The following is a 25,556-nucleotide window of genomic DNA, read 5'->3' on the forward strand; positions in this document are numbered from 1 at the left end:
CAGTTAATTATGAATTTTATCGACTGTAACTATTTTCCAAAAATACTCAGGAAACGTGTTTCTCACGAAACATGCGCAGCAGACCGCCAACGTGCCAACGCAGGCGTTCGTCGGCAGCGGCGTCTCGGCCTTCTCGCAGTAGCGACACGATGTCTTCATGATCGCTCTGTGAGCCCGCAAGCTCGTCGTTCGATCTGGCTAGGCGATTTAGCAGCGCACGAATACGGTTGATAATATTGTGGTAGGCATCGATCAGATCGCGATTCTGGCTGAACTCGATGAGCGCCATATGGAAAGCAGCATCTGCCGCGCGAAAGGCATCAGGGTCGCTGTTCATTGCCGTTCGGCCCTGTTCCAGATGCATTTCTAACGCAGCAATCAGGCCGCTTCTGTCGCGGGCAAGCGCAATATCCAGCGCGCCGGATTCAAGGATTTCACGCATTTTGCAGGTTTGCCGCATTTCCTGTTCGTTGAAGTCGAACACGAAGGTGCCCCTCTGGGGGATAATCTGCACCAGCCGTTCGGTTTCCAGCTTTTGCAGCGCCTCCCTGACGGGAGTACGGCTCACCTGAAGCTTACTGGCGATATCGTTTTCAGAAAGCAGTGCTCCCAGTTCAATATCACCGTTAACGATAAGCTCGCGGATCTGAGCGGCCATGATTAACGCCATCGACTGAGGCCGGACAATTTTTTTCATCGTCCAGCCAGAAGAACGCTTATCGGTACTCATAGCGCCGTATATCCTTTTCCAACGAAAGTGTAGAGTCGTGGAAAAATACTTACATGCTTGCTTCTTATATGCAAGGACAGCGTTACTGAAAAGGCGGCACAGGCCGCCTTTGTGTGAAGGCTACTGTGTAAACAGCAATTCTTCGCGCTGCACGTTAGCCCGATTGAGCGCCATGCCCATTCCCGGAGTTTCCGGCACGTGGATAAAGCCGTCTTTCGGCACGATCGGGTCGCATAGGAAGTGCTGGTGAATATCATTCCATTTCACCAGATACTCCTGAAACGGCGTGTGAATAGGCGACTGGGTTACGCTAAAGTGCGCAGTCGCTATTGTTGAGTGCCCGTGCGGGACAACCTGAAGATCGTACATGGTCGCCGCCGCGGCGATTTTCAGCGTTTCTGACAGGCCCCCGCACCAGTAGATATCCGGCTGGATGATGTCTAGCCCGTCAGCCTCAAAGAAGCGCTTGAAGCCCCAGCGGGTATATTCGTGTTCTGCACCAGCCATGGGGATATTCAGCTTCTCTTTCAGACGACGAAGCCCTCCCAGCCTGTCGGCCATGACGCACTCTTCCAGCCAGCGAGGCCGGTAAGGTTCGATAGCCAATCCCAGCTCGGTCACGTAGGTCACGTCCATTGACTGCCAGCAGTCGAACATCAGATCGTAGTCTTCCCCCACCGCCTCTCGCAGGGTTTTTACCAGTTCGATATTTTTCTTTAGGCCTTCCCGTCCGCTCATAGTGCCGTGGCGGAAAAACCACTTTTGCCCGCAATAGCCCAGTGATTTGTAATACTTCGCCCGCTCGCGCACCAGCCCCATATCCTGAACGGAGAAGCCCAGCATAGAGGCGTAAGTAGGAATAGCTTCACGGGATGAGCCTCCCAGCAGGCGATAAACCGGCTGTTGCATCCACTTGCCGCGCAGATCCCACAGCGCACAGTCGACCGTACTAATCGCCATCATGGCCTCACCGTGGCGACCGTGAACCAGCGCGCGGTGCATTTGATCCCACAGCCTTTCGCTATCGCGGGGATCCTGGCCGATAAGCAATCGGCTCAGGTGGCTGGCGATAATAGAAGCCACTGAGCGGGGGATTGGCCCAGCCATGCCCTCTACGCCCTCGTCGCTGACAATCTCAAGAAATACGGTAGTAATGGCAAAGCCGTCTTTTTGCTGCACACCGCCTTCGTGGTCATCAAGGAGACGGTAGTCCTGATAAATATCTAGCGGGCGCGCCAGACGCTCCTCCCAGATGTCTCCCTGCGTTGGCAACACGCCCTGAACCTGACGAAGTCTGACCTCAACAATTTTCATTTATATACTCCTTATTTTCACTCTTTAACGCCCCCTGCGGCGCAGCCGTTTTCCATAACCGGAAAATCAGCGTCAAGACAATGACAGAAAGCAGCGCCATCGCGGCAAGCCAGTAGAAGCCGCCGTTAAAACTGCCGGTTTTATCGCGAATGGTGCCGATGACCCATGGGTTGATCACGCTGGACATGTTGCCCAGAGAGTTGATAAGCGCAATGCTGCCCGCCGCTGCCGATGCGGAAAGAAACTGTGAAGGAAGCCCCCAGAAAACCGGCATCGCGCCAAAAAAGCCGATTGCGGCTCCGCACAGGAACACCAGCCGTAAAACAGGCTCGTCAAAATAACCGGCCCCTAGAAGACCGATAATAGAAATCGTCAGCGCCAGATAGTTAGTCGCCAGCCGGGCACCCGGTTTATCCGCCATTCTGCCGAGTGCCAGCATCCCCACCAGGCCAAAGACATAGGGAATAATCGCCACAAAGCCCGTCTGCACGTTACTCAGCCCTGTCTCTTTCACGATCATCGGCAGGAAAGTGCTGATAGCGCCGTTCAGGTTGGTCAAACCGTAATACGCCAGGCTGAACAGCAGCACCTGTGGGCTAAACAGCGCCTTCAGCATGCTGCCGTGAGCCTGCTTGGGCAATTGGCTGCGCTCAGCGGCGAGCTTCGCAATCAACCAACGTTTTTCATCCTCTTCAAGAAAATGTGATTCTTCTGGCCTGCTGGGCAGTGCAAAAGGAACGATAACCGCCAGCACGATGGCAGGCATTGCCTCCAACAGGAACATCCACTGCCATCCGCTCAGCCCCATCCAGCCGTGAAGCTCCAGCAGCATACTGGAAATCGGCGTGCCAATAATTAGCGCTACCGGGATACCGGCCATAAAGGACGCCACGATGCGCCCCCGCCAGGCCGACGGGAACCAGAGAGTCAGATAAAACACGATACCGGGGAAGAACCCAGCCTCTGCCGCACCCAACAGCGCACGCATAACGTACAGACTAGTTTCATTCCACACGAACATATGGGCGCCGGAGATAATGCCCCAGGTGAACATGATGCGGGCGATCCACCAGCGGGCACCAAACTTTTCCAGTGCCAGATTGGAAGGCAGCTCCAGTAAAACGTAAGGGATAAAGAACAGCCCTGCCGCCAGCCCAAAGCTGGCAGTACTCAATCCGATATCGGCATTCATAGTCAGAGCCGCAATGCCGATATTGGCCCTATCGATGATAGCGATAACATAGCAGGCGACCAGCAGCGGAATTAGCCGCCAGGTAACCCTGCGCATTACCTTCTTTTCTATTGTAGAATCATTGAGTTGCATAATAATTATTCCCATTGCTATTGGTTTTTTTATACACTCGCCCATTTACATGTAAGGTACTTGTATACAAGTTCAAATAATGAACATAATAAAATGCCAATTCAATGAGAAATGTTGTGTTGTGAGAGCTGAAAGGATTTAGCTAGAAATAACTTAGTATTCGACGCGCTATTAATCGATAGCAGAGTATTGGCGCTTTAGGGTTGCGGCAGTGAAGAACAAAATGAAGAACAAACAGAGGGATAAGTGCGTCGACCCCACGGCCGACGCAAAGAAAAACAGCTAATGCACACAGCTACCTGAATGCACCCACGTAAGATCCCGGTACATACTGGACATCGCCGCCATCAGACGCGTTTTGATGAAACTGCGCATTCAAAAGCCAGTTCGGATCGCGCAGCAGTCCGCGCCCTATCGCGACCAGATCGGCATCGCCAGTGCTGAGCACATAGTCAGCCACTGCGGGGTCTTCCAGCATACCCACGGCAACGGTCGGCAGCCCAGTCGCTTCTTTTACCGCTCGCGCCAAATATACCTGATAGCCCGCGTTAAATATCGGAGTATGATCAGGATGAAGCGGGCCGTCTCCACCGCCGCTGACGTGGATAACCTCAGCCCCTGCGGCGGCAAACCGCTTGGCAACTTCGCATCCGTACTCAACGTCAAAGCCGTTTTCACCATACTCTTGTGCAGAGATCCGCACGAGAAGGGGCATCTCTGCGGGCATAACGGCTTTCGCCGCCTGAATAAGGCGCTCACCAAACAGCATTTTGTCTTGCCCATACTCGTCAGTGCGCAGATTCATTTTTGGCGAGTAAAACTGATGAATCAGATAGCCGTGCGCTCCGTGGATCTCTATAGCGTCAAAGCCTGCCTCCACCGCGCGCCGGACGGAATGTTGAAACGCCTGAATGATGTCTGCAATCTCGTCTTTATCAAGCACCCGAGGCTCTTGATAGGCCCAGAGGCCGTTTCCTGCATCAACTGCGCCGTCGTAGCGAATGGCTGACGATGACACAACGTCTTTCTCTCCCAGCGCTTTGCGGCCAGCGTGGGCGATTTGAATAGCTATCTTTCCACCCTGAGCGTGCACTTCATCAACGATGCGCTTAAACGCATCGCGCTGCTCATCGTTCCACAGCCCCAGGCAGTTTGGTGAAATCCGCCCGTTGGGGGCGACGTTAGTCATTTCAACAATCACCAGCCCCACTCCGCCAACGGCACGAGAAACATAGTGCACAAAGTGCCAGCTGTTCGGCAGGCCGTCAGTTGCCTGATACTGGCACATAGGCGGCATGACAACACGGTTTTTCAGCGACAGACCTTTTAGAGAAAATGGGGTAGTTAGGTGGCGAAATTTGGCCATAGTGCATTCCTTCGTATCGATATTGATAAGCTGGCTTGCAGGGTAAGCTGACTGCTGTTATAAATCCAATAATCAATTTTTATCATAAATATAAATTTGAATAATATCAGAACATTCGATCTTAACCTGCTTAAGGCGCTGGACGCCCTACTGGACGAACGCAGTGTGACGCGTGCGGCAGCAAAGCTGTCCCTCACGCAGCCCGCCGTCAGCAGCATGCTAAATCGGCTACGAGACAGCTTTGGCGATCCTCTATTCGTTCGTGCGTCCCACGGGATGGTTCCGACAGAGCGCGCTCTGGCGCTGGCTAAACCTGTCAAAAAGCTGCTGGCAGATACGGATGCGCTAATGCAGACTCCGGCGTTTAATCCCGCAGAATTAGAAGCGGTATTTAAAATTGCCTGCGCTGACCACGACATGCTCGCACTCTGTCAGCCGTTTATTTTGGAGCTCAAGCGCCGAGCCCCTCACGTCAGGATTGCACTACTGTCGATTCACCGTCTTGACGTCCACGCGATGCTGGAACGCGGCGAGCTGAATCTGGCACTGCTCGATCCCAGGATGTCGCCGCCCGATCTCCGCAGCCGTAGACTTTATGAAGAGCGCTACGTGTGTATTATGCGCAAAGGCCATCCCGCCGCTGAACAGGAAGCGCTGTCTCTCGATGCATTTTGCTCGTTGGAGCACGTCATGGCCTCTTACGAAGGCGGGCAGTTTTCCGGCGTTACCGACGACGCACTGGCTAAAATTGGTCGCACCCGCCGCGTGGCGCTTTCTGTCACCAGCTTCCTGCTGTTGCTCAGCGTGCTTAAGCAAAGCGACTTTATTGCCGTTATCCCTGAGCGCTTGGCCAAAGAAGCTGAAGGCATCATCATTGTTGACACGCCGATTGAGGTGCAGGGCTATACGAAAATCATGGCCTGGCACGAACGCAGCCATCACGACCCGGTACAGCAGTGGCTAAGAGATCTGATGTGGGAAGTGTGCGGAGAAAAAGGAAACTAGCGAGGCTTTATGCACACGGTAAGGTATGGCGAAAAAGAAATGAGGCTTATTGAGAGCGGAGCGCTGGACGAGCAGGCTCCACTGTTGGCGGGAAAAGATCTGGACGTAAAAAAAAAGCGTTCTTCTGGCGCTCGACCGCTATCTCGATCCTTGGTTTGGCTACTCCCTACCCCACCAACAGGCGATCTTCCAGATGCTTGAAAAAGAGCTTTGGAACGACGTGAATGATGAAGACGTCATGGAAGACGTTGTCCTGCTGCTCGCTCAGTATTGCTCTTTTCCGCTGGATGAGCTGAGAGCCAATAGGGATCGCGTCACCAGCCCTGCGGTATTGCTAGAGATAGAAAGCCTGCTTGAAATAGCAGCATAGACCTTTAGGGCGCTCAATCAGTGCAGCCAACGCACTGATTAACTTTCCGGATAAGAGCTGAATCCCAAAAAGTGCTACAAAGTGTAGGCATTCGCGAATTTAGGCAGGTATTCTTAAACCATATTGGATTATCGATCGCATACAGACGGTCGAAAAGATGGCAGATGCAGTTGGCGAGTAGGCAGCTAAATCAATAAGGCTCATCATGGATTTGATCGTCCTCAAGCTGGTTTTTCCACCCTTCCTCATCCTGCTGGCAAGCCTGGCCGGGCGACGCTGGGGAGACGCCATAGGAGGATGGCTCGTCGGCCTGCCGCTGACGTCTGGCCCGATTTCCGCCTTTCTTGCACTTCAGTACGGCACTGATTTTGCCGCCGTAGCTTCCAATGGCTCTCTGATTGGCACGGTCGCGCAAGCGTGTTTCTGTCTTGGCTACGCTCTCGTAGCGCGTCGCGGCTGGGTTCCCGCCCTTATCGCTGGGATCGCCGCCTACGCCGGTTCAGCGCTTTTTATGCAGGAACTGCCGCTTACTCACTGGGGCTTTTTTGTCGCCGCGCTTGTCACCCTTACCGTGTCTGCAAGGCTGATTCCCTTTTATAATCCACTGCGCAACCCTATCGCTTCACCGTGGTGGGATCTGCCCGCGCGAATGCTCGTCGCTACCGTCATCGTCGTCACCCTGACCGCAGCGGCATCCCTAGTGGGAGCTCAAATGGCAGGCATACTCGCCTGCTTTCCGGTTTTTGCCTCTATTCTCGCCGTTTTTACCCACCGCATGAGAAGCGCTGAAATGGCGATGCAGGTACTGCGCGGCATGGTGCTGTCTCTTTACGGCTTCGCGACGTTTTTCTTTTTGATTGGCTTAATTATTGTCGAAGTGGGCACGCTTCCGGCGTTTGCTATCGCGACAGTCAGTTCTCTGCTGATGCAGTCGACCGCACTCTATTTTATTCGACGAGGGAAGATAGTGTATTCGCGTTAGAGATAGATAAGTAGTGTGAGAGAAAATTGGAGCGGGAAACGAGGTTCGAACTCGCGACCTCAACCTTGGCAAGGTTGCGCTCTACCAACTGAGCTATTCCCGCTTGGGAGAAGCATTTGTCAGTGCAGAAGAAAGTTGGAGCGGGAAACGAGGTTCGAACTCGCGACCTCAACCTTGGCAAGGTTGCGCTCTACCAACTGAGCTATTCCCGCATGCGCGAGGCTAACTTTCTGGTGCTGCTAACAAACGTCAAACAAAATTTGGAGCGGGAAACGAGGTTCGAACTCGCGACCTCAACCTTGGCAAGGTTGCGCTCTACCAACTGAGCTATTCCCGCAATCCAAGTGCCGTATCATATTAAGAAATAATAACGTCACGGGGAGCGCATTATACGAAAATTAGCACCGCTCGCAAGCCCCCCGAGTCAAAAAAACCGCCTTTTAATGCCGTTTGATGATTAAACCAGCAGGGCTGGCCGCTCCTGTTCACTGAATAAGCGGCCTTTTGAATGAAATCACTTAAAGCTGAATAAAATGCTCACGATAGTAAGCCAGTTCGGCAATTGAGTCGCGAATATCGTCCAGCGCCTGATGGGTACTTTTCTTCTCGATTCCCCCGAGAATGGACGGCTTCCAGCGCCGCGCCAGCTCTTTCAGAGTGCTAACGTCCAGATAGCGATAGTGGAAGTAGCGTTCTAGGTCTGGCATGTAGCGGTAAAGAAAGCGTCGATCCTGACCGATGCTGTTACCACAAATTGGCGACACCCCCTGAGGAACCCACTTTTGCAGAAACTCAATCGTCGCCAGCTCCGCCGCTCTTTCGTCCAGTGGGCTTGCCTTAACGCGCTCAACCAGCCCGCTGGCGGTGTGGGTAGTCGTGTTCCAATCGTCCATTGTCGCCAGATGCTCATTCGTCTGATGCACGGCAAACACGGGCCCTTCAGCCAGAACGTTCAGGTTGGCGTCCGTCACAATAGTGGCGATTTCGATAATACGGTGAACCTCAGGATCTAACCCAGTCATTTCCAGATCGATCCAAATCAGGTTATTCTCACTTCCAGACATGATGATTCCTGCGTGATTAGCCAGACATCAGTGTATCATAGCGGTTTAACGCCAAACGGGCGACTTCGCCGTATCAGAAAGGTGTTCTTGAAGGATGTTTTGTGAATAAAAAGAAACTGTCTAAAGGCCAACAGCGGCGTGTCGCAGCCAACCATCAGCGGCGCCTGCAGGCGGTTAACCAAAAGGCTGAGCCAGACGACTCTCTGTTTGACGAGCCGCAGGAAGGCATTGTCGTCAGCCGCTTTGGCAAACACGCTGACGTAGAGGCCGACGACGGTAGCGTTCACCGCTGCAATATTCGCCGTACAGTCCCTTCACTGGTCACCGGCGACAGAATTGTCTGGCGCCCGGCTCTTGCGGAACACGCGAAAGGCATTATCGAAGCCGTTCACGAACGCACGTCAGTGCTAACCCGACCTGACTTTTACGACGGCGTGAAGCCTATCGCCGCCAACGTCGATCGCATCGTTATTGTTTCGGCCATTCTGCCCGAGCTGTCACTCAACATTATTGACCGCTATCTGGTCGCCTGTGAGACCGTCGGCATTGCTCCGCTTATTGTCCTGAATAAAGTAGACCTGCTAGACAGCGAAGGCCGCGACTTCGTCGAACAGGCCATGCAGATCTACCGCAACATTGGCTACCCCGTGCTGCTGGTGTCTAGCATCAGCGGAGAAGGCATGGACGAACTGACCGAAGCGCTCAAAGGCCATATCAACGTGTTCGCCGGGCAGTCCGGCGTCGGCAAGTCCAGCCTGCTCAACGCCCTACTGCCGCCGGAAGAGGCGACCATCGATGTGGGAGACGTCTCCGACGTTTCCGGGCTCGGACAGCACACCACTACCGCATCTCGCCTCTATCACCTGCCCAACGGCTCAGACATTATCGACTCCCCCGGAGTGCGTGAGTTTGGCCTTTGGCACTTGGAACCAGAACAGGTTACCCACGGTTTTATCGAATTTCGCGAGTTTATCGGCCACTGTCGCTTCCGCGACTGCAAGCACGTAGACGATCCCGGCTGTGCTATTCGTGAAGCAGTTGATGCGGGAACCATCGCCGAAGAGCGTTACGACAACTATCTGAAAATTCTTACCAGCATGGCGGAAGTCAGAAGCAGGAAGAACCCCAACGATGTGAAGGAATAGGCAGATATTTCTTTGCTCTGGCTTTACAGCGTTTTGTACCGCTCACAGGCAGGAACATTAAAGCGTTGCAGCGGTCTTACTCTATGGGCTTTTGGGCAAAATGACTTTATGCCCCGTCCCCGCTACAATGCGCAACATTAGCTAATACATTGACACGAGGCTACCCGTGCTGGATCGCATAAAAGTACGATTACAATATTTACTTCCCAAGCAGGGACTTACTCAACTGGCTGGTCTGGCTGCAGGCTGGCAGGGTGGATGGCTGACGCATCTGGTCATCAAGGCGTTTGCCAAATACTATCGGGTTGACATGCAGGAAGCGCAAAATCCCGCTCCCGAATCTTATGCAACCTTTAACGACTTCTTCGTGCGCCCTCTAAAAGAGGGAGCACGCCCTATCGTTGAGGATGAACGCCAACTCGCACTGCCCGCCGACGGCGCGGTTAGCCAGCTAGGGCCAATTACTGACGGCAAGCTTATTCAGGCCAAAGGCCACGACTTCACGCTAGAAGCGCTGCTGGCCTGCAACATGCCGATGGTAGACACCTTCCAAAACGGCCTGTTCGCCACTATCTATCTCTCACCGAGAGACTACCACCGCGTACACATGCCCTGCCGCGGCGTTCTGCGCGAAATGGTGTACGTCCCCGGCGATCTGTTCTCTGTGAACCCGCTGACGGCAGAAAATGTCCCTAACCTGTTTGCCCGCAACGAGCGCGCAATTTGCCTGTTTGACACTCCCTTTGGCCCGATGGTGCAGATCCTCGTGGGCGCCACCATTGTCGGCAGCATAGAAACCGTCTGGCAGGGCACTGTGACACCGCCTCGAGAAGGCGTTCTCAAGCGCTGGACCTACCCGGCTGAGGGCGAAGAAGGCGCCGTAGTGCTGGAAAAAGGCGCTGAGATGGGGCGTTTCAAACTGGGTTCCACCGTTATCAACCTGTTTACTCAAAACAGCGTGACCTTTGCCTCACACCTACAGTGCAAAACGCCAACCCGAATGGGTGAACGCTTTGCCGATGCCGGCTAGCCCTCTTTGGGCTTACCGTTTTTAACGACTATGCGGATAACTGAGGCGGATAATTAAAGGATGAAACTGACACGTCTACTGTCAGCACTGCTGCTAAACCTAATACTGATAGGCTCTGTCTGGGCGGCTACGCTTCCAGACGCAGGGCAGATCAAACAGGAAATCAAGCAGGTTGAGGCCAACAAAGACGCCCCCGGTCAAAAGGAGATCCTTGAGGCCTATCAGGGGGCGCTTAACTGGCTAAACGAACGCAGCGAGTCCCTTACCCGCAGCCAGCAGTACCGCAAATCTATTGACGACTTTCCCAAGCTGACCAAAAGCCTGCGCGCTCAGCTGGAAAGCGAAAGCACTGCGCCCCAGCCTCTTCAGGCTGGGTTAACCATTGCCGAACTTGAGCAGCTTTCCATTCAAACCAACAGCCGACTGCTGGAGCTTAACCGCCAGCTGCTGCAAGAGCAGGATCGCACTCGGGAAATTACTAACTCCCTCAGCCAGCTCCCGGCTCAGCTAGCGGCAACGCGCAAAACGCTAAACGATTTGGAAAGACGCCTGCCGGATCAAAACCAGTCATCCGCTCTGGCCATCGCCAAACTGGCACAGCTTCAGGCGGAAGCCGCTTTCAACAAAGCCAAAGTGGACGAGCTGGAACTGGAACAGCTCTCCGCCAGCAACCGACAGGAAATTTCCCGCCTACAGGCAGAAATCCTCAAGGCTCAGCAAACCAAAACCGATACGCTGCTTCAGCTTATCAACGCGCAGCTAAACCAGCAGCGCCAGCAGGAAAGCCGCCAGACGCTGGAGCACACGACTCAGTTGGCAGAGCAGCACGGCGACTTGCCGCTGTCCGTCAGAAAGCTGCTGCAGGAAAACCAGGAACTGTCGGAAATGCTCAGCCGGCAGGCGCAGAAAATGGACCAAATATCCACCGAGCAGCGCCAAACTGTTAGCAAAATCGTTCAGGTACGCCAAGCGTTCACCACTCTGACAGAGCAGTCCCAGTGGCTGAGTATGTCAACGGCTCTGGGGGAATCCCTGCGCCTACAGGTCTCTCGACTGCCGGAAATGCCAAAGTCCCAGCTGTTGGACACCGAAATGGCCGATATGCGCGTCCAGCGTCTGAACCTGGAAGATCGCCGCGACAAGCTGGTTAAACTACCCGAACTCGTTCAGGACAACGGCCTGCCGCTCACCGAGCAGCAGCAAGAGCTGGTTAAACAGCAGATAAAAATGCAGCAGGAGCTGCTTTCGTCGCTGCTGGCGGGTTACGACACCCTGCTTATCGAGTTGACCAAGCTGAAGGTGTCTAACAATCAGCTGGCAGAGGCGCTGGCAGAGGTAAAAGACGCCTCTCACCGCTACCTGTTCTGGGTGGCAGACGTCAATCCGCTGACTCTCAGCTACCCGCTACAGGTGTTTCAAGACCTCAATCAGCTGCTTTCTCTGGACACGCTAACGGAGCTGAGCGGTGCGGTTAAAGCCATGGCGACCACCAAAGAGGCGGTAGGCCTGATTTTTGCCGCCGTGTGTCTGGTTGGCTTTAGTATCAGCTCTCGTCGCCACTATCAGGCGTTTTTAGAACGCGCTTCAGCGCGAGTCGGCAAAGTGACGCAAGATCACTTCTCGCTGACCCTTCGCACCGTATTTTGGTCTATCATCGTAGCCGTGCCGCTGCCGGTTCTCTGGTGGGCGCTGGCCTACGGGCTCCAACACGCCTGGCAGTATCCGATCGCTGTCGCCATCGGTGAAGGGGTTAACGCTACCGTCCCACTAATGTGGGCGTTTATGATTAGCGCCAGCTTCTCCCATCCGCAGGGGCTGTTTATCGCTCACTTCCGCTGGTCACAGTCGCGAGTCGCCCGCGCCATGCGCTATTACAAGCTCTCTCTGTGGGTCGTGGTGCCGCTGATTATCGCCTCTATCAGCTTTGACTACTTCAACGAGCGGCAGTTTTCCGGCACGCTGGGGCGCCTGTGCTTTATTTTGCTCTGCGGCGCGCTAGTGATGATGACCACCAACCTGCGACGGGCGGGCATTCCCCTCTATCTCGATCGACGAGGATCGGGGGAGAACGCCGTCAACCAGGCTCTGTGGACGTTTTTAATCTTTGCTCCTATTGCCGCGGCCGCAGCTGCTGCGTTTGGCTATTTAGCCACGGCACAGGCGCTGCTGCTGCGCCTCGAGGCCTCGGTAGCCATCTGGTTTGGGCTACTGGTGATTTACCACATTATTCGCCGCTGGATGTTAATTCAGCGGCGCCGCATTGAGTTTGACCGCGCCAAACAGCGGCGCGCCGAACGTCTGGCACAAAGGGCAAAAGGGGAAGACGATTCAGCGCCCAATTCCGACAGTTCAATGGATAACGACGAACCGGTAGTGGTCGATCTGGATGCCATCAGCGCCCAGTCATTACAGCTGGTACGCTCCATTCTGACGATGATTGCGCTAGTATCGCTGATTATTCTCTGGTCAGAAATCCACTCGGCATTCGCCTTTTTGGAAAACATTCGCCTGTGGGATGTGACGTCTTCTGTTGCGGGGGCTGAGAGCATTCAGGCCATCACGCTAGGCTCTGTACTGATCGCCATTCTGGTGTTTATTGTCACCATGCAATTGGTTCGCAACCTGCCCGCGCTGTTGGAGCTGGCCATTCTCCAGCACCTCGACCTCTCGCCGGGCACTGGCTACGCCATCACCACCATTACCAAATATATCCTGATGCTGATCGGCGGCATGGTGGCCTTCTCCCTTATCGGCGTAGAGTGGTCTAAGCTCCAGTGGCTGGTCGCTGCACTCGGTGTGGGCTTGGGCTTTGGTCTACAGGAGATCTTCGCCAACTTTATCTCTGGCCTGATTATCCTGTTTGAAAAACCGATCCGCATCGGCGATACCGTCACCATCCGCGATCTGACCGGCTCTATCACCAAGATCAACACTCGGGCAACGACCATTGTCGACTGGGATAGAAAAGAGATTATTGTGCCCAACAAGGCGTTTATCACCGAGCAGTTCGTCAACTGGTCGCTGTCCGACTCGGTCACCCGAATTGTGCTGACGGTACCGGCTACTGCCGATACCGATCCGGACTTGGTCAAGCGCCTGCTGGAAGATGCTGCACATCGCTGTTCACTAGTGCTGGATACGCCGCAGCCCGACGCCTTCCTGGTCGACATTCAGCAGGGCATTCAGATTTTCGAACTGCGCGTGTTTGCCGCCGAAATGGGCATGCGCATGCCGCTGCGCCACGAAATGCACAGCCTGATCCTGAAGGCCTACGAAGACAACAACCTGACGCTGCCATTCCCACCGTTCCAGATGAGCGTCAACGCCATGGCGCGTCGCAACGCCAATATCAGGCCGCCGTTTAAAACCGGTGAGTTGTGATTGATAAAAGCAAACAGGGCACCAAATAGTGCCCTGTTTTAAATTATTGACAAAGGCCTTAAAGAATCTAAATAACCTAAAAAGTCAAACGGCGGGAGAGGCCTCCATTGGGGTCGACTTGGCGTAAGCCAACGACAAACCGGCTTTGCCGGTTTGAACAGCGCTTGCGCTGGCCCTGAAAGGGTGAAGCCCGAAGGGCTTCATAACAGCCCGTAGGAGGGCTAGGCCCGCCGCGCACCTAAGCTTAATACAGGCACCCTTCCGGCCAAGCACAATGATGATATAAGCAAGTTGTATTTTCGGCCGGAATATCCTCTGAAGCTCATTAGAACGGTTTATCCACAGCCAAAACGCACTACGCCCTCTCCACCGGGAACGCCATCACCTCAGCAATAGACTGAGCGCCTAGCGCAATCATAATCAGGCGATCGACCCCCAGCGCTACGCCGGAACAGGCCGGTATGCCGTACGCCAGCGCCGCTAAAAGATATTCATCAATCGGACGAACGGGCAGCCCGCGCGCCTCTCGCCTGCGGTTTTCCTGCTCAAAGCGCTGGCGCTGCTCGCCTGCGTCCGTCAGTTCGCAGAAGCCGTTCGCCAGCTCAACGCCCTTATAATAGACCTCAAAGCGCTCCGCCACGCGGTGATCTTCAGAGCTGATTTCCGCCAAAGACGCCTGAGAGGCGGGGAAGTGGTAAACAAAGGTCGGCTTTTCATGACCAATGTGCGGCTCAACGCCAAAGACAAACAGCATCTGTAAGAGGGTATCGCGATCCTCTTCTTTTTCCGCCAGCTCCCCCAGCTCAATCTTGGCTGCCGCCGCGCGAAGCTGAGGCTTGTCTGCTGAAAGCGGATCGATCTCCAGATGACGCTGGAAAATCTGCTGGTAGGAAACGACTTCACTGGCCTCGCAGTTAAGCACCTGCTGAAGCAGATCGTCCACTTCGTTCATTAAGCGATACATGTCAAAGTGGGGGCGATACCACTCCAGCATGGTGAATTCAGGGTTGTGGTGGCGACCGGCCTCTTCATTGCGAAAGCTTTTACCAAGCTGGTAAATAGGACCACTGCCCGCCGCTAGCAGGCGCTTCATGTGAAATTCTGGGCTGGTCATCATATACAGCGTTGCGCCTTCCGCCGCTCCGGGCCCTACATAGCGGGTTTCAAAAGGCACCAGATGCAGGTCAGTTCCCGTCGCTCGGCTCATGGCTGGCGTATCCACTTCCAGCACGCCGCGTTCAGTAAAAAAGCGACGAATTTCCGCGACGATCTTGGCGCGCTTCAATAAATTGGCAATAGACGCGCTGGGCTGCCAGTTAGCCAGATCGCTCATTATTTATACTCCGTAGTTCAACCTGTCGGGCAGTCTACCGTTATCTTTTCAAACAGACAAATTCCGCCGCGACATTGGCTGATTTTGCAGGGTTTTATTTACACATCAGTCTCATAATCACATTTAATTAATATGTTGATCACATTTTATTAATGCTTGGGTTTCTAAAAAAAATAAAAACACTATCCTTTTATCGCAACAAAAAATCGACCACATCAAAATTCACCTACATCTTCTTGGGTAGAATAGCGCCCTATTCCGACATCACCGAAAGACTCGGTGATTAGCAGGGAAACGTAAGGCTTTCTTAATACAGTAAGTCGCGCAGTGAGCCCCACATTAGGCTTAACTGTTCGAAATAAAACATTTTTTATTATCACCTTGGAACATTTGGAGGAATGCAGTGCAAACCTTTAACGCCGACATCGCCATTATCGGGGCCGGGGGCGGAGGACTGCGTGCAGCCATTGCCGCTGCCGAAGCCAACCCTAACGCCACCATCGCGCTGATTTCTAAAGTCTACCCCATGCGCAGCCACACCGTGGCCGCCGAAGGGGGTTCCGCCGCCGTCATCCGTGACGACGACAGCTTCGAACTCCACTTCCACGACACCGTCGCCGGCGGGGACTGGCTCTGCGAACAGGACGTCGTCCAGTACTTCGTCGAAAACAGCCCGCGCGAGATGATTCAGCTCGAACAGTGGGGATGCCCCTGGAGCCGCAAGCCTGACGGCGCCGTCAACGTCCGCCGCTTCGGCGGGATGAAGGTTGAACGCACCTGGTTTGCCGCCGACAAAACCGGCTTCCACATGCTCCACACCCTGTTCCAGACCTCGCTCAAGTACCCTAACATCAAGCGCTTTGACGAACACTTCGTCCTCGACATGCTGGTCGATGAAGGCCACGTTCGCGGCCTGGTCGCCATGAACATGATGGAAGGCACGCTGGTGCAAATCCGCGCCAACGCGGTTGTTATGGCTACCGGCGGTGCCGGCCGCGTCTACCGCTACAACACCAACGGCGGTATCGTTACCGGTGACGGTATGGGCATGGCCTTCCGTCACGGCGTCCCGCTGCGCGATATGGAATTCGTTCAGTATCACCCGACAGGCCTGCCCGGCTCCGGTATCCTGATGACCGAAGGCTGCCGCGGTGAAGGCGGTATCATGGTCAACAAGGACGGCTACCGCTACCTGCAGGACTACGGTCTCGGACCGGAAACTCCCCTCGGCCAGCCGCAGAACAAGTACATGGAACTCGGCCCGCGCGATAAAGTCTCTCAGGCCTTCTGGCACGAATGGCGCGCCGGTCGCACCATCTCTACGCCGCGTGGCGATGTGGTCTACCTTGACCTGCGTCACCTGGGCGAGAAGAAGCTGCTTGAGCGTCTGCCGTTCATCTGCGAACTGGCTAAGGCCTACGTCGGCGTTGACCCGGTCAAAGAGCCTATCCCGGTGCGCCCAACGGCTCACTACACCATGGGCGGTATCGAAACCAACCAGCAGTGTGAAACCCGTCTGACCGGTCTGTTCGCCGTCGGCGAATGTTCCTCTGTCGGCATGCACGGCGCCAACCGTCTGGGCTCCAACTCGCTGGCCGAGCTGGTGGTCTTTGGTCGCGTGGCCGGTGAACACGCTCTTGAGCGCGCCAAGACCGCGACCGCGGCTAACGGCTCTGCGCTGGATGCACAGGCGTCCGATATCGAAGCCCGCCTGCACGCCCTGCTCAATCAGGAAGGCACCGAAAACTGGGCCAACATCCGTGATGAAATGGGTCTGAGCATGGAAGAAGGCTGCGGTATCTACCGTACCGAAGAGCTGATGCAAAAGACCGTCGACAAGCTGACCGAGCTGAAAGAGCGCTTCAAGCGCGTGCGCATCACTGACCGCACCAGCGTCTTCAACACCGACCTGCTGTACACCATCGAACTGGGTCACAGCCTTGACGTGGCTGAATGTATGGCGCACTCCGCCATCCTGCGTCGCGAATCCCGCGGGGCACACCAGCGTCTGGACGAAGGCTGCACCGAGCGTGATGACGTCAACTACCTCAAGCACTCTCTGGCCTTCTACAACCCGGAAGGCGGCGCGCCGCGCATTGACTACAGCGATGTGAAGATTACTACCCTGCCGCCGGCCAAACGCGTGTATGGCGCTGAAGCCGAAGCGCAGGCGAAAGAAGAAGCACTGAAGAAGGAGCAGGCGAATGTCTGAGATGAAAACCCTCAAAGTAGAAGTCATGCGCTATAACCCTGAGCGTGACGCTGAGCCCCGCTTCGAGGCCTATGATGTGCCTTATGACGCCTCCACGTCACTGCTGGATGCGCTGGGCTACATCAAGGACAATCTGGCCCCTGACCTCTCCTACCGCTGGTCCTGCCGGATGGCTATCTGCGGCTCCTGCGGCATGATGATTAACAAGGTGCCCAAGCTTGCCTGTAAAACCTTCCTGCGTGACTACCCGCAGGGCATGAAGGTCGAAGCGCTGGGGAACTTCCCCATCGAGCGCGACCTGGTGGTCGATATGACCCACTTCATTGAGAGTCTGGAGGCCATCAAGCCTTACATTATCAATGACGCGCTCAAGCCTGAGAACGGCCCAACGATTCAGACCCCGGCTCAGATGGAGAAATACCATCAGTTCTCCGGCTGTATCAACTGCGGCCTGTGCTATGCGGCCTGCCCGCAGTTCGGCCTTAACCCCGAGTTTATCGGGCCTGCCGCCATTACCCTTGGCCATCGCTACAACCTCGACACCCGCGACAAGGGCAAGAAGCAGCGTATGACCCAGCTTAACGGCAAGAACGGCGTGTGGAGCTGTACCTTTGTGGGCTACTGCTCTGAAGTCTGTCCGAAGCACGTGGACCCGGCGTCGGCTATCCAACAGGGTAAAGCCGAAAGCGCCAAAGACTTTATGATTGCTATGCTGAAACCCCAGTAAAGGGAGTGGGAGACGATGATGATAACCAAACGTAAACCCTATGTCCGTGAGATGAAGGCTTCCTGGTGGAAGAACCTGGGGTTCTATAAGTTCTATATGTTCCGTGAAATGACCGCCGTTCCGGCCGTCTGGTTCAGCATTGTGGTGCTGATTGGCGTGTTCTCACTCAGAAGCCTTGAGAGCTGGGCCGGGTTTATTGGCTTTTTGCAAAACCCGCTGGTGATGCTGCTCAATATCATCACGCTGGTGATGGGTGTGGTGCACACCAAGACCTGGTTTGACCTGGCGCCGAAGGCGGTGAACATCGTCAAGGGCGACGAGAAGATGAGTCCCAAGCCGATGATTACCGGCCTGTGGGCAGTGACGGCGGTGGTAACCGTGATTATTCTGGCCGTGGCGCTGGTGTAAGGAGGGGAATGAAATGATTGACCAAAACCCTAAGCGTTCTGACGAACCGGTATTCTGGGGCCTGTTTGGTGCGGGCGGTATGTGGAGCGCCATTGTGGCGCCGGCGATTATCCTGCTGGTGGCGATTATTCTGCCGCTGGGCTGGGCGCCTGAAGCGTTGAGCTACCCGAGAGTGCTTGCGTTCTGCCAGAGCTTTATTGGCCGGGTGTTCCTGCTGCTGATGATTATTCTGCCGGTGTGGTGCGGTCTGCACCGTATGCACCACATGAGCCACGACCTGAAGCTGCACATCCCTGCGGGCAAGCTGGTGTTCTACGGCATTGCCAGCGTGCTGAGCATTTTGGCGGTGGTTGGCGTGTTTATGCTATAAGAAGCATGCTGTAAGATTCGCCACATCAAGACAAGGCGCTCTGCTTGCGGGGCGCTTTTTTTATGGCAAAAAGGCAGCGTTCAGCCCAATATTGGCAAATTTGCACCAAACAAATAATTAATAGTGAAAAAAATCAATATAACTTCAAATAGCGGCTGCAAAAACCAAACATCTGCGTGATAATTAGTAAATTCGTTTACCGTATAAATTTTATTCGCTACGACATGCTACTATACGTACTCTATATTATCGGCATCACTGCCGAATCCATGACCGGCGCGCTAGCGGCGGGCAAAAGTAAGATGGACATCTTCGGCGTTATCATTATTTCTGCGGTAACCGCTATTGGCGGCGGCACGGTGAGAGACATCATTCTCGGCCACTATCCGCTGGGCTGGGTCGCCCATCCGGAATACGTGCTGATCGTCGCCGCTGCGTCAGTGATGACGGTCGCAACGTCCAGGATTATGATCTACTTGAGAAAGTTCTTTCTGGTGCTTGATGCGGTAGGCCTGGTGGTGTTTTCTATCATCGGCGCGCAGGTAGCGCTGGGCATGGGTCTGCCCGCGCTGATCGCAGGCATTGCGGGGCTGATTACTGGCGTATTTGGCGGCGTGCTGCGCGATATCTTCTGTAACCGCATCCCGCTGGTGTTTCAAAAAGAGCTGTACGCCAGCGTCTCTTTTGCTGCCGCTATGCTCTACGTTGGGCTTATTCACTTCAAGATCGCGACCGATATCGCCGTTATCGCCACACTGGCGTTTGGCTTCACCTTCCGCATGCTGGCAATCTGGTTCAAGATCGGACTGCCAATATTTAGCTACCAAACTGACGACTAGGCTGACTGGCGCTCCACCAGCTTCGGGGCCAGCGCCAGCGTTTTGGTTTCTCGATTTTTCCCTTCCAGTCGGTGCATTAACGTATCGATCGCCAGCCGCCCTAGCTCTCCGGTCGGCTGGTGAACGGTAGTCAACGGCGGCGTCATATACTGCGCCAGCTCAATGTCATCGTAACCAACGACCGCGACGTCCTGTCCAATCTTCAGTCCCGACTGGCTTAGCGCCAGATAAACGCCAACCGCCATAGCGTCATTACAGGTAAACACGGCCTCCGGCGGCTCAGACAAAGCCAAAAGCTGACTCATGGCCTTAAGTCCACCGGAAAACTCAAAATTGCTGAAGATCTGATAGTCGTCCGGAGCGGCCAGCCCGGCTTCTTTCATCGCCTGACGGTATCCCTCCAGCCGCCTTTGCGCCTGTACGTTATCCTTCGGCCCGGTAATACAGGCAATGCGACGATGCCCCTTAGATATCAGAAACTCGGTTGCCGCAAGGCCTCCCTGAAGGGAGTTATCCTGAATCACATCACAGGCGCCGCTAAACGGCCCCCAGTCCATCATGACAATAGGCAAATCTGGATAATTGAAAAAAAGCGTTTCCAGCGTCGGATTACGCTCATTACATATCAGGATCAGGCCGTCTACCCGCCGCTGTAGCAGGGTTTCCAAACTGCTCTTCATGCGTTCAGGGTCATTCTCCGTATTGCACAGGATCAGACTGTAGCCCCGCTCATAGCAGCTCTCTTCAACGCCCCGCATAACCTCGGCAAAAAATGGATTATTGCTTGAGGTCAGCAGCATCCCGACGGTGCGGGTCGACTGCGCTTTCAGGCTGCGGGCAACGGCAGAAGGCGAATAGTTCAGCGTGGCAACGGCAGAAAGGATCCTATCGCGGATCGGCTCGCTGACGAACCGACTGTTATTGATGACGTGAGACACCGTAGAAGTGGATACTCCCGCCAAACGAGCGACGTCTTTCATGGTTGCCACGATAAGGCTCCTATTGCTTTGCTAAAAACGCATCAATTTCTTCCCGCCAGGGAACAGACGGCTGCGCGCCCGGCCGGGTGACAGCTATTGCCGCTGCGGCATGGCCGAAGCGAACAGCGTCCAGCAGCGCACGACCTTCTAACAGCGCGGTCATCATACCTCCGTTAAAGGTATCCCCTGCGGCAATGGTATCAACTGGCTCCACGCGGAAGCCTTTTACCAGCTGTCCTTCACCCTCAACGCTTACCCACGCGCCGCGACTGCCTAGAGTAATAATTACCGTGCGAATGCCTTTAGCGTGCAGCGCACTGGCTGCGCGATGTGCCTCTTCCTCTCCGGTCACAGCAATCCCCGTCAGGTACTCCGCTTCCGTTTCATTCGGCGTAATGATGTCGATACACGACAGTAGCTCATCGGGCAGCGACCGCGCCGGAGCAGGGTTTAACGCCACAGTGGTGCCGTTTGCTTTCGCCAGCGCGGCAGCCGCCACGATAGTCTCTAAAGGCGTTTCAAGCTGCATCAGCAGCGCATCGGCTTCCACAACGTGCTGACGATACTTGTTTAAATAGTCTGGCGTTACCGCCGCGTTGGCTCCGGCATCGATAGCAATCACGTTCTCGCCGTGACGGTTAACGAAAATCATCGCCACACCGGTATGAGTACCCGCGATAGCTTCAACTGGCGCTACGTCAATGCGATCCTGTTCTAACTGATGCCGTACCTGCCTGCCCACATCGTCTTCCCCAACGCAGGCGATAAAAGTGATGTTGGCCCCGCTGCGCCCGGCGGCAACGGCCTGATTGGCGCCCTTACCGCCAAAAGAGATGCGGTAGCCCTGCCCGGTGATGGTCTCTCCCGGACGAGGAAATTCCTGTACGTTAAGGATGTGGTCGGCGTTAATACTGCCTAATACCACCAGCTTTTTCCCTGACATCGTTGTCTCCTGTCAAAGGGCGCGGCAGAAACTAGCCTGCCGCGCAAAGAGTGCCTAAGATTGGAATTGTTACTTGGTAATCAGCTTCAGTTCAACCGGAATACTCGCGTCAACCTTTTCGCCTTTCAGCACTTTCACTGCGGTTTCAACGCCTACGCTGCCGATAAGCTCAGGCTGCTGGGCTACAGTAGCGCCCATCTGACCCCCCTTCACTGCGTTCATGCCGTCTTTGGTACCGTCAAAACCAACAATCAGTACGTCTTTCTTACCGGCTGTACGCAGGGCTCTCAGCGCGCCCAGTGCCATTTCGTCGTTTTGCGCGAATACGGCCTGAACGTCAGGATGCGCGGTCAGCAGGTTCTGCATGACGTTCAGCCCTTTAGTACGGTCAAAGTCAGCAGGCTGGCTGGCCAGCAGTTTGAACGGGTGTGCTGCCATAGACTGTTTAAAGCCTTCGCCACGCTCACGGGCTGCTGATGTACCGGTAATGCCTTCAAGCTGAATAACCTTCGCCTCATTGCCGACCTTTTCAGCAATAAAATCGCCCGCCAGCTTGCCGCCCGCTACGTTGTCAGAGGCAACGTGGCTGACCACTTCCCCTTTGTTAGCGGCGCGATCCAGAGTAATAACCGGAATGTTGGCCTTGTTGGCCATGAGAACCGCGTTGCCTACCGCATCAGAGTCGGTCGGGTTAATCAGCATCAGCTTGGTGCCGCGCACGGTCAGATCCTGTACGTTGCTCAGCTCTTTCGCCGGATTGTTTTGCGAATCCAGCACGATCAGGTTGTAGCCAAGTTCATCGGCTTTCTTCTGCGCACCGTCTTTCATCGAAACAAAGAACGGGTTGTTCAGCGTGGAAACAACCAGTGCAATGTTTTCTTTCGCCATCGCGCCAGCGCTGACGGAAAGGGTGAGGGCGGTTGCAGACACAAGCATTGCCAGCTTTTTCATATTCATCGTCATCGTTCCTATCATCAATGGAATATCAGTAAAGTGGGAACCTAATGGAACAGAACCCTATTTGCCGCTTCGGTTTTCAACCAGCACCGCCAGCAGAATGACAGCGCCTTTTACAATCATTTGGAAGTAGGCGGAAACGCCCAGCAGGTTCAGCGCGTTGCTTAAGAAACCCAGGATCAGCGCGCCGATAAGAGTGCCGGTAATACGCCCCTTGCCACCAGCAAGGCTGGTCCCCCCCAGAACAACAGCAGCGATAGCGTCAAGCTCATAGCCCACACCCGCCGTTGGCTGCGCTGAAGACAGACGACCGACTTCGATTACTCCAGCCAGCGCGGTCAACATACCGCACAGGGCGTAAACAATAATCTTCACTCGATCGACATTAATACCAGACAGGCGAGTCGCCGCTTCATTGCCACCCAGCGCGTAAATGTAGCGGCCAAGGCGAGTGTGGTTAAGCAGGTACCAGGCCGCGATAAACACCAGCGCCATGATCCAAATCGGAGCCGGAACGCCCAGCGGTGTACCAATGCCAAACCATTCAAACGCTTCGGCTGACTCGTTAAATCCAAGGTTAATCGGGCTGCCCTCGGAGTAAACCAGCGTTGCCCCGCGCAGCATCAACATCATCACTAGAGTGGCAATAAACGCTTGTACTTTGCCCTTGGCGACTATCACTCCGGAAACGCCGCCGATGGCCGCTCCCAGCAGCAGTGCACCGGCCACCGCGACAAACATGTTAACTTCCAGACCGACGATAGACGCCGCTATCGCGCCGGTAAGAGCCAGTATCGACCCCACAGACAGGTCAATGCCCGAGGTCAGGATCACCAGCGTCATGCCGACAGCAATAATCGCGTTCACCGACGTTTGCTGCAAAATGTTGTATATGTTGTTGAGCGTAAAGAAGTTAGGGCTCAAAAATGACACCACTACAATTAGCACAATCAGTGCTATCAGAGACTTCTGCTCAAGCAGCCACTCTTTACCAAATCGGCTGGTTGCCGGGGAATTTTTTAACGTACTCACGAATTATGACTCCTGCTCTACGCGCTGCTGTTTATCTAGCTTGCCTACGGCCGCAGCCATTAACGCTTCCTGTGTGGCCTGCTCTATCGGGAATTCGCCGCTAATGCGGCCTTCATGCATCACCAGAATACGGTCGCTCATGCCGATAACTTCCGGCATTTCTGAAGAGACGAGAATAATACTCAGCCCCTCGCGCTTAAACTGGTTGATAAGCTGGTAAATTTCTTTCTTGGCGCCAACGTCTACCCCACGAGTTGGCTCGTCAAGGATCAGCACGTTTGGTCGAGTCATCAGCCCGCGGGCAATCGCCACTTTCTGCTGATTCCCGCCGGACAGTAGGCCAATAGGCTGCATCATGGAGGGCGTTTTCACGTTGAAAAGCTGAATAAAGTCACTTACGGCCTGCTGTTCTTCGGCGTGCTTCAAGCTGCCCCACTGGCGGCTAAAATAGCGCAGCGCGGTCAGCGACATGTTTTCTTTAATGGACATGCCGAGCACCAGCCCGTCGCCCTTACGGTCTTCTGAGATGTAGACAATGCCGTTTTTCAGGCCGTCCTGAGGGCGCTTAATCGAAATAGGATGACCGTCGAGCTGAATACTGCCCTTACTGTGAGGCAGCGCGCCGTAGATCATTTTTACTAACTCGGTGCGCCCGGCGCCCATCAGGCCAGACACGCCGAGGATCTCACCGCGATACAGATCAAAGCTGGCGTTATCAACACCGTTACCGCTAAGCCCACTCACCTGAAGGCGCAGCGACCCACGCGGCAAATCCAATCGGGGGTAGCGCTCATCGAGCTTCCGACCAACCATCATTTCAATCAGCTGGTCTTCGTCCAGTGAGTCCACAGGGCGTTCGCCGACGAAGCTACCGTCGCGTAAAATCGTCACGTCGTCGCAAATCTCGAAGATCTCTTTCAGGCGATGGGAAATATAGACAATGCCGCATCCCTGAGCGCGCAGCTCGTTAATGACGCTAAACAGCGAAGCGGTTTCTGTATCCGTCAGGGCATCCGTTGGCTCATCCATGATGATGACTTTGGATTTGAAGCTCAGCACTTTGGCAATTTCAACCATTTGCCGATCGCCGATAGACAGCTCGCTCACCAGTACATGGCTGTCAAAGCGAACGTTCAGTCTGGCCAGCAGACGATTGGCCTCACTGTAGGTTTTTTTCCAGTCTATGCGGCCAAAAGCGTTGACGAATTCGCATCCCAGAAAAATATTTTCCGCCACACTCAGCTGCGGGATCAGGTTCAGCTCTTGATGAATAATCCCAATGCCGGCCTCCTCAGAAGCCTTTGGGCCACTAAATGAAACGGGCTGCCCTAAAAACTCGATAGTGCCAGCGTCTTTGGCGTAAATCCCGGTTAACACCTTCATCAGCGTCGACTTGCCCGCACCGTTTTCCCCCAGCAGAGCCATCACCTTGCCGGGATAGACGTTCAGGCAGGCGCCCGATAGCGCCTTAACGCCGGGAAACGACTTTTCAATGCCGCTTAGCTTAAGCAAAGGCTGCATCTTCATATCTCCCTTAAAACACCACGCCGGAGCACAAAATAACGTTGGCATAAGGCGAGCACTCGCCGGTACGCACCAGCGCGTGGCTGTTGGCAGTTAACGCCTTAAACTCTTCGTGCAGCACATACTCTACGGCAATGCGGTTGCGCTGACGCTCTTCCAGCTCGCGCAGGCGCGCCAGCAGCTGTAGGTGCAGCTCGGCATTTTTCTCTTTGATTTCTGAGGCGATAATCGCCTTTTCCACCTGCATTTCCTCTACTACAGTGTCAAACACCTGCAAAAAGGACGGAACGCCGTGAGTCAGGGCGAGATCGATGCGCTCAACGCCGGCTGGGATAGGCAAGCCGGCATCGCCGATTGCCAATGTATCAGTATGGCCAAGCCGAGCTATCACAGAAGACAGCGGGGCATTAAGCAGAAGGCCTTTTTTCATATCGTCCTCTTAAAAGCGTGCCGATTATGGTTAAAAAATCGACATCGAAACGTTTCGCTATTGAACCGAGTTTAGGAATGAATGACAGGA

At 54.6% G+C, this 25,556-nt stretch carries 24 protein-coding genes and 3 tRNA genes; 12 read left to right on the plus strand and 15 right to left on the minus strand.

What is annotated here, in order from left to right; all coding sequences use genetic code 11:
• Positions 1-46: 46 nt before the first annotated feature.
• The 4 genes from DQM29_RS15165 to DQM29_RS15180 form a co-directional block, all read right to left on the minus strand.
• A complete protein-coding gene (locus DQM29_RS15165; RefSeq protein ID WP_111741465.1) occupies positions 47-730 on the minus strand; it encodes a GntR family transcriptional regulator in 684 nt (227 codons plus the stop codon).
• A 120-nt stretch (positions 731-850) separates the two neighbouring features.
• On the minus strand, positions 851-2,044 hold the full coding sequence (locus DQM29_RS15170; protein WP_111741466.1) for an enolase C-terminal domain-like protein: 1,194 nt from the start codon (positions 2,042-2,044) through the stop codon (positions 851-853).
• Positions 2,031-3,368, minus strand: a complete 1,338-nt coding sequence (locus DQM29_RS15175; RefSeq protein WP_111741467.1) for an MFS transporter — start codon at positions 3,366-3,368, stop codon at positions 2,031-2,033. Before DQM29_RS15175 ends, DQM29_RS15170 begins: the two co-directional genes overlap by 14 nt.
• A gap of 295 nt (positions 3,369-3,663) precedes the next feature.
• Positions 3,664-4,734, minus strand: a complete 1,071-nt coding sequence (locus DQM29_RS15180; RefSeq protein ID WP_111741468.1) for an NADH:flavin oxidoreductase/NADH oxidase — start codon at positions 4,732-4,734, stop codon at positions 3,664-3,666.
• Positions 4,735-4,830: 96 nt separating this feature from the next.
• Between DQM29_RS15180 and DQM29_RS15185 the strand changes: the two genes are divergently transcribed.
• The 4 genes from DQM29_RS15185 (at position 4,831) to DQM29_RS15195 (ending at position 7,091) form a co-directional block, all read left to right on the plus strand.
• Complete coding sequence (locus tag DQM29_RS15185; RefSeq protein WP_111741469.1) at positions 4,831-5,739, plus strand: LysR family transcriptional regulator; 909 nt, start codon at positions 4,831-4,833, stop codon at positions 5,737-5,739.
• Positions 5,740-5,778: 39 nt separating this feature from the next.
• Positions 5,779-5,940, plus strand: a complete 162-nt coding sequence (locus DQM29_RS18235; RefSeq protein ID WP_170126555.1) for a hypothetical protein — start codon at positions 5,779-5,781, stop codon at positions 5,938-5,940.
• A complete protein-coding gene (locus DQM29_RS18240) occupies positions 5,933-6,109 on the plus strand; it encodes a hypothetical protein (RefSeq protein WP_170126556.1) in 177 nt (58 codons plus the stop codon). The genes DQM29_RS18235 and DQM29_RS18240 overlap by 8 nt, the downstream gene beginning before the upstream one ends.
• Before the next feature lie 205 nt (positions 6,110-6,314).
• Positions 6,315-7,091, plus strand: coding sequence for a hypothetical protein (locus DQM29_RS15195; RefSeq protein ID WP_111741471.1), 777 nt, complete (start codon positions 6,315-6,317; stop codon positions 7,089-7,091).
• Positions 7,092-7,118: 27 nt separating this feature from the next.
• Here the strand turns inward: DQM29_RS15195 and DQM29_RS15200 are convergent.
• The 4 genes from DQM29_RS15200 to orn all read right to left on the minus strand — a co-directional run bounded on the left by DQM29_RS15200 (position 7,119) and on the right by orn (position 8,155).
• Positions 7,119-7,194 (minus strand) — tRNA-Gly (locus DQM29_RS15200).
• A gap of 33 nt (positions 7,195-7,227) precedes the next feature.
• A tRNA-Gly gene (locus DQM29_RS15205) sits at positions 7,228-7,303 on the minus strand.
• 49 nt (positions 7,304-7,352) lie between these two features.
• Positions 7,353-7,428, minus strand: a tRNA-Gly gene (locus DQM29_RS15210).
• 181 nt (positions 7,429-7,609) lie between these two features.
• A complete protein-coding gene (gene orn / locus DQM29_RS15215; protein ID WP_111741472.1) occupies positions 7,610-8,155 on the minus strand; it encodes an oligoribonuclease in 546 nt (181 codons plus the stop codon).
• 101 nt (positions 8,156-8,256) lie between these two features.
• Here orn and rsgA point away from each other — a divergent pair, with 101 nt between their 5' ends.
• The 3 genes from rsgA to mscM all read left to right on the plus strand — a co-directional run bounded on the left by rsgA (position 8,257) and on the right by mscM (position 13,711).
• On the plus strand, positions 8,257-9,300 hold the full coding sequence (rsgA, locus tag DQM29_RS15220; RefSeq protein ID WP_111741473.1) for a small ribosomal subunit biogenesis GTPase RsgA: 1,044 nt from the start codon (positions 8,257-8,259) through the stop codon (positions 9,298-9,300).
• A 166-nt stretch (positions 9,301-9,466) separates the two neighbouring features.
• Entirely contained in the window at positions 9,467-10,330 is an 864-nt protein-coding gene (gene asd / locus DQM29_RS15225) for an archaetidylserine decarboxylase (protein ID WP_111741474.1), read from the plus strand.
• A gap of 60 nt (positions 10,331-10,390) precedes the next feature.
• The gene (gene mscM, locus DQM29_RS15230) at positions 10,391-13,711 is read left to right on the plus strand and encodes a miniconductance mechanosensitive channel MscM (RefSeq protein WP_111741475.1); all 3,321 of its coding nucleotides are present in this window, start codon (positions 10,391-10,393) and stop codon (positions 13,709-13,711) included.
• 355 nt (positions 13,712-14,066) lie between these two features.
• Here mscM and epmA read toward each other — a convergent pair whose 3' ends face one another.
• The gene (gene epmA, locus DQM29_RS15235; protein ID WP_111741476.1) at positions 14,067-15,044 is read right to left on the minus strand and encodes an elongation factor P--(R)-beta-lysine ligase; all 978 of its coding nucleotides are present in this window, start codon (positions 15,042-15,044) and stop codon (positions 14,067-14,069) included.
• Positions 15,045-15,447: 403 nt separating this feature from the next.
• On the opposite strand from epmA, the gene frdA reads away from it, so the two are divergent.
• The 5 genes from frdA to DQM29_RS15260 all read left to right on the plus strand — a co-directional run bounded on the left by frdA (position 15,448) and on the right by DQM29_RS15260 (position 19,600).
• Positions 15,448-17,256: a fumarate reductase (quinol) flavoprotein subunit gene (frdA, locus tag DQM29_RS15240; protein ID WP_111741477.1), complete on the plus strand. Its 1,809-nt coding sequence runs from the start codon at positions 15,448-15,450 to the stop codon at positions 17,254-17,256.
• Positions 17,249-17,983 carry a succinate dehydrogenase/fumarate reductase iron-sulfur subunit gene (locus tag DQM29_RS15245; protein WP_111741478.1) on the plus strand — a complete coding sequence of 245 codons (735 nt, stop codon included), beginning with the start codon at positions 17,249-17,251 and terminating at the stop codon, positions 17,981-17,983. The genes frdA and DQM29_RS15245 overlap by 8 nt, the downstream gene beginning before the upstream one ends.
• An 18-nt stretch (positions 17,984-18,001) precedes the next feature.
• Entirely contained in the window at positions 18,002-18,391 is a 390-nt protein-coding gene (frdC, locus tag DQM29_RS15250; protein ID WP_111742121.1) for a fumarate reductase subunit FrdC, read from the plus strand.
• Between the two features lie 13 nt (positions 18,392-18,404).
• Positions 18,405-18,761 (plus strand): fumarate reductase subunit FrdD, encoded by a 357-nt coding sequence (gene frdD, locus DQM29_RS15255; protein WP_170126557.1) that lies wholly within the window; start codon positions 18,405-18,407, stop codon positions 18,759-18,761.
• Between the two features lie 224 nt (positions 18,762-18,985).
• Positions 18,986-19,600, plus strand: coding sequence for a trimeric intracellular cation channel family protein (locus DQM29_RS15260; protein ID WP_111742123.1), 615 nt, complete (start codon positions 18,986-18,988; stop codon positions 19,598-19,600).
• On the opposite strand, the gene rbsR is transcribed toward DQM29_RS15260, so the two are convergent.
• The 6 genes from rbsR to rbsD all read right to left on the minus strand — a co-directional run bounded on the left by rbsR (position 19,597) and on the right by rbsD (position 25,466).
• Complete coding sequence (gene rbsR / locus DQM29_RS15265) at positions 19,597-20,589, minus strand: ribose operon transcriptional repressor RbsR (RefSeq protein WP_232054931.1); 993 nt, start codon at positions 20,587-20,589, stop codon at positions 19,597-19,599. The genes DQM29_RS15260 and rbsR overlap by 4 nt on opposite strands.
• A gap of 10 nt (positions 20,590-20,599) precedes the next feature.
• Entirely contained in the window at positions 20,600-21,523 is a 924-nt protein-coding gene (gene rbsK / locus DQM29_RS15270; protein WP_111741479.1) for a ribokinase, read from the minus strand.
• A gap of 69 nt (positions 21,524-21,592) precedes the next feature.
• On the minus strand, positions 21,593-22,480 hold the full coding sequence (gene rbsB / locus DQM29_RS15275; protein WP_111741480.1) for a ribose ABC transporter substrate-binding protein RbsB: 888 nt from the start codon (positions 22,478-22,480) through the stop codon (positions 21,593-21,595).
• A 60-nt stretch (positions 22,481-22,540) separates the two neighbouring features.
• Positions 22,541-23,512 (minus strand): ribose ABC transporter permease, encoded by a 972-nt coding sequence (gene rbsC / locus DQM29_RS15280; protein ID WP_111741481.1) that lies wholly within the window; start codon positions 23,510-23,512, stop codon positions 22,541-22,543.
• A gap of 3 nt (positions 23,513-23,515) precedes the next feature.
• Positions 23,516-25,033, minus strand: coding sequence for a ribose ABC transporter ATP-binding protein RbsA (rbsA, locus tag DQM29_RS15285; RefSeq protein WP_111741482.1), 1,518 nt, complete (start codon positions 25,031-25,033; stop codon positions 23,516-23,518).
• A 13-nt stretch (positions 25,034-25,046) separates the two neighbouring features.
• Positions 25,047-25,466 (minus strand): D-ribose pyranase, encoded by a 420-nt coding sequence (gene rbsD / locus DQM29_RS15290; protein ID WP_111741483.1) that lies wholly within the window; start codon positions 25,464-25,466, stop codon positions 25,047-25,049.
• Positions 25,467-25,556 lie beyond the last annotated feature (90 nt).

Source organism: Leminorella richardii, assembly GCF_900478135.1.
In the GTDB taxonomy this organism is placed as follows: domain Bacteria; phylum Pseudomonadota; class Gammaproteobacteria; order Enterobacterales; family Enterobacteriaceae; genus Leminorella; species Leminorella richardii.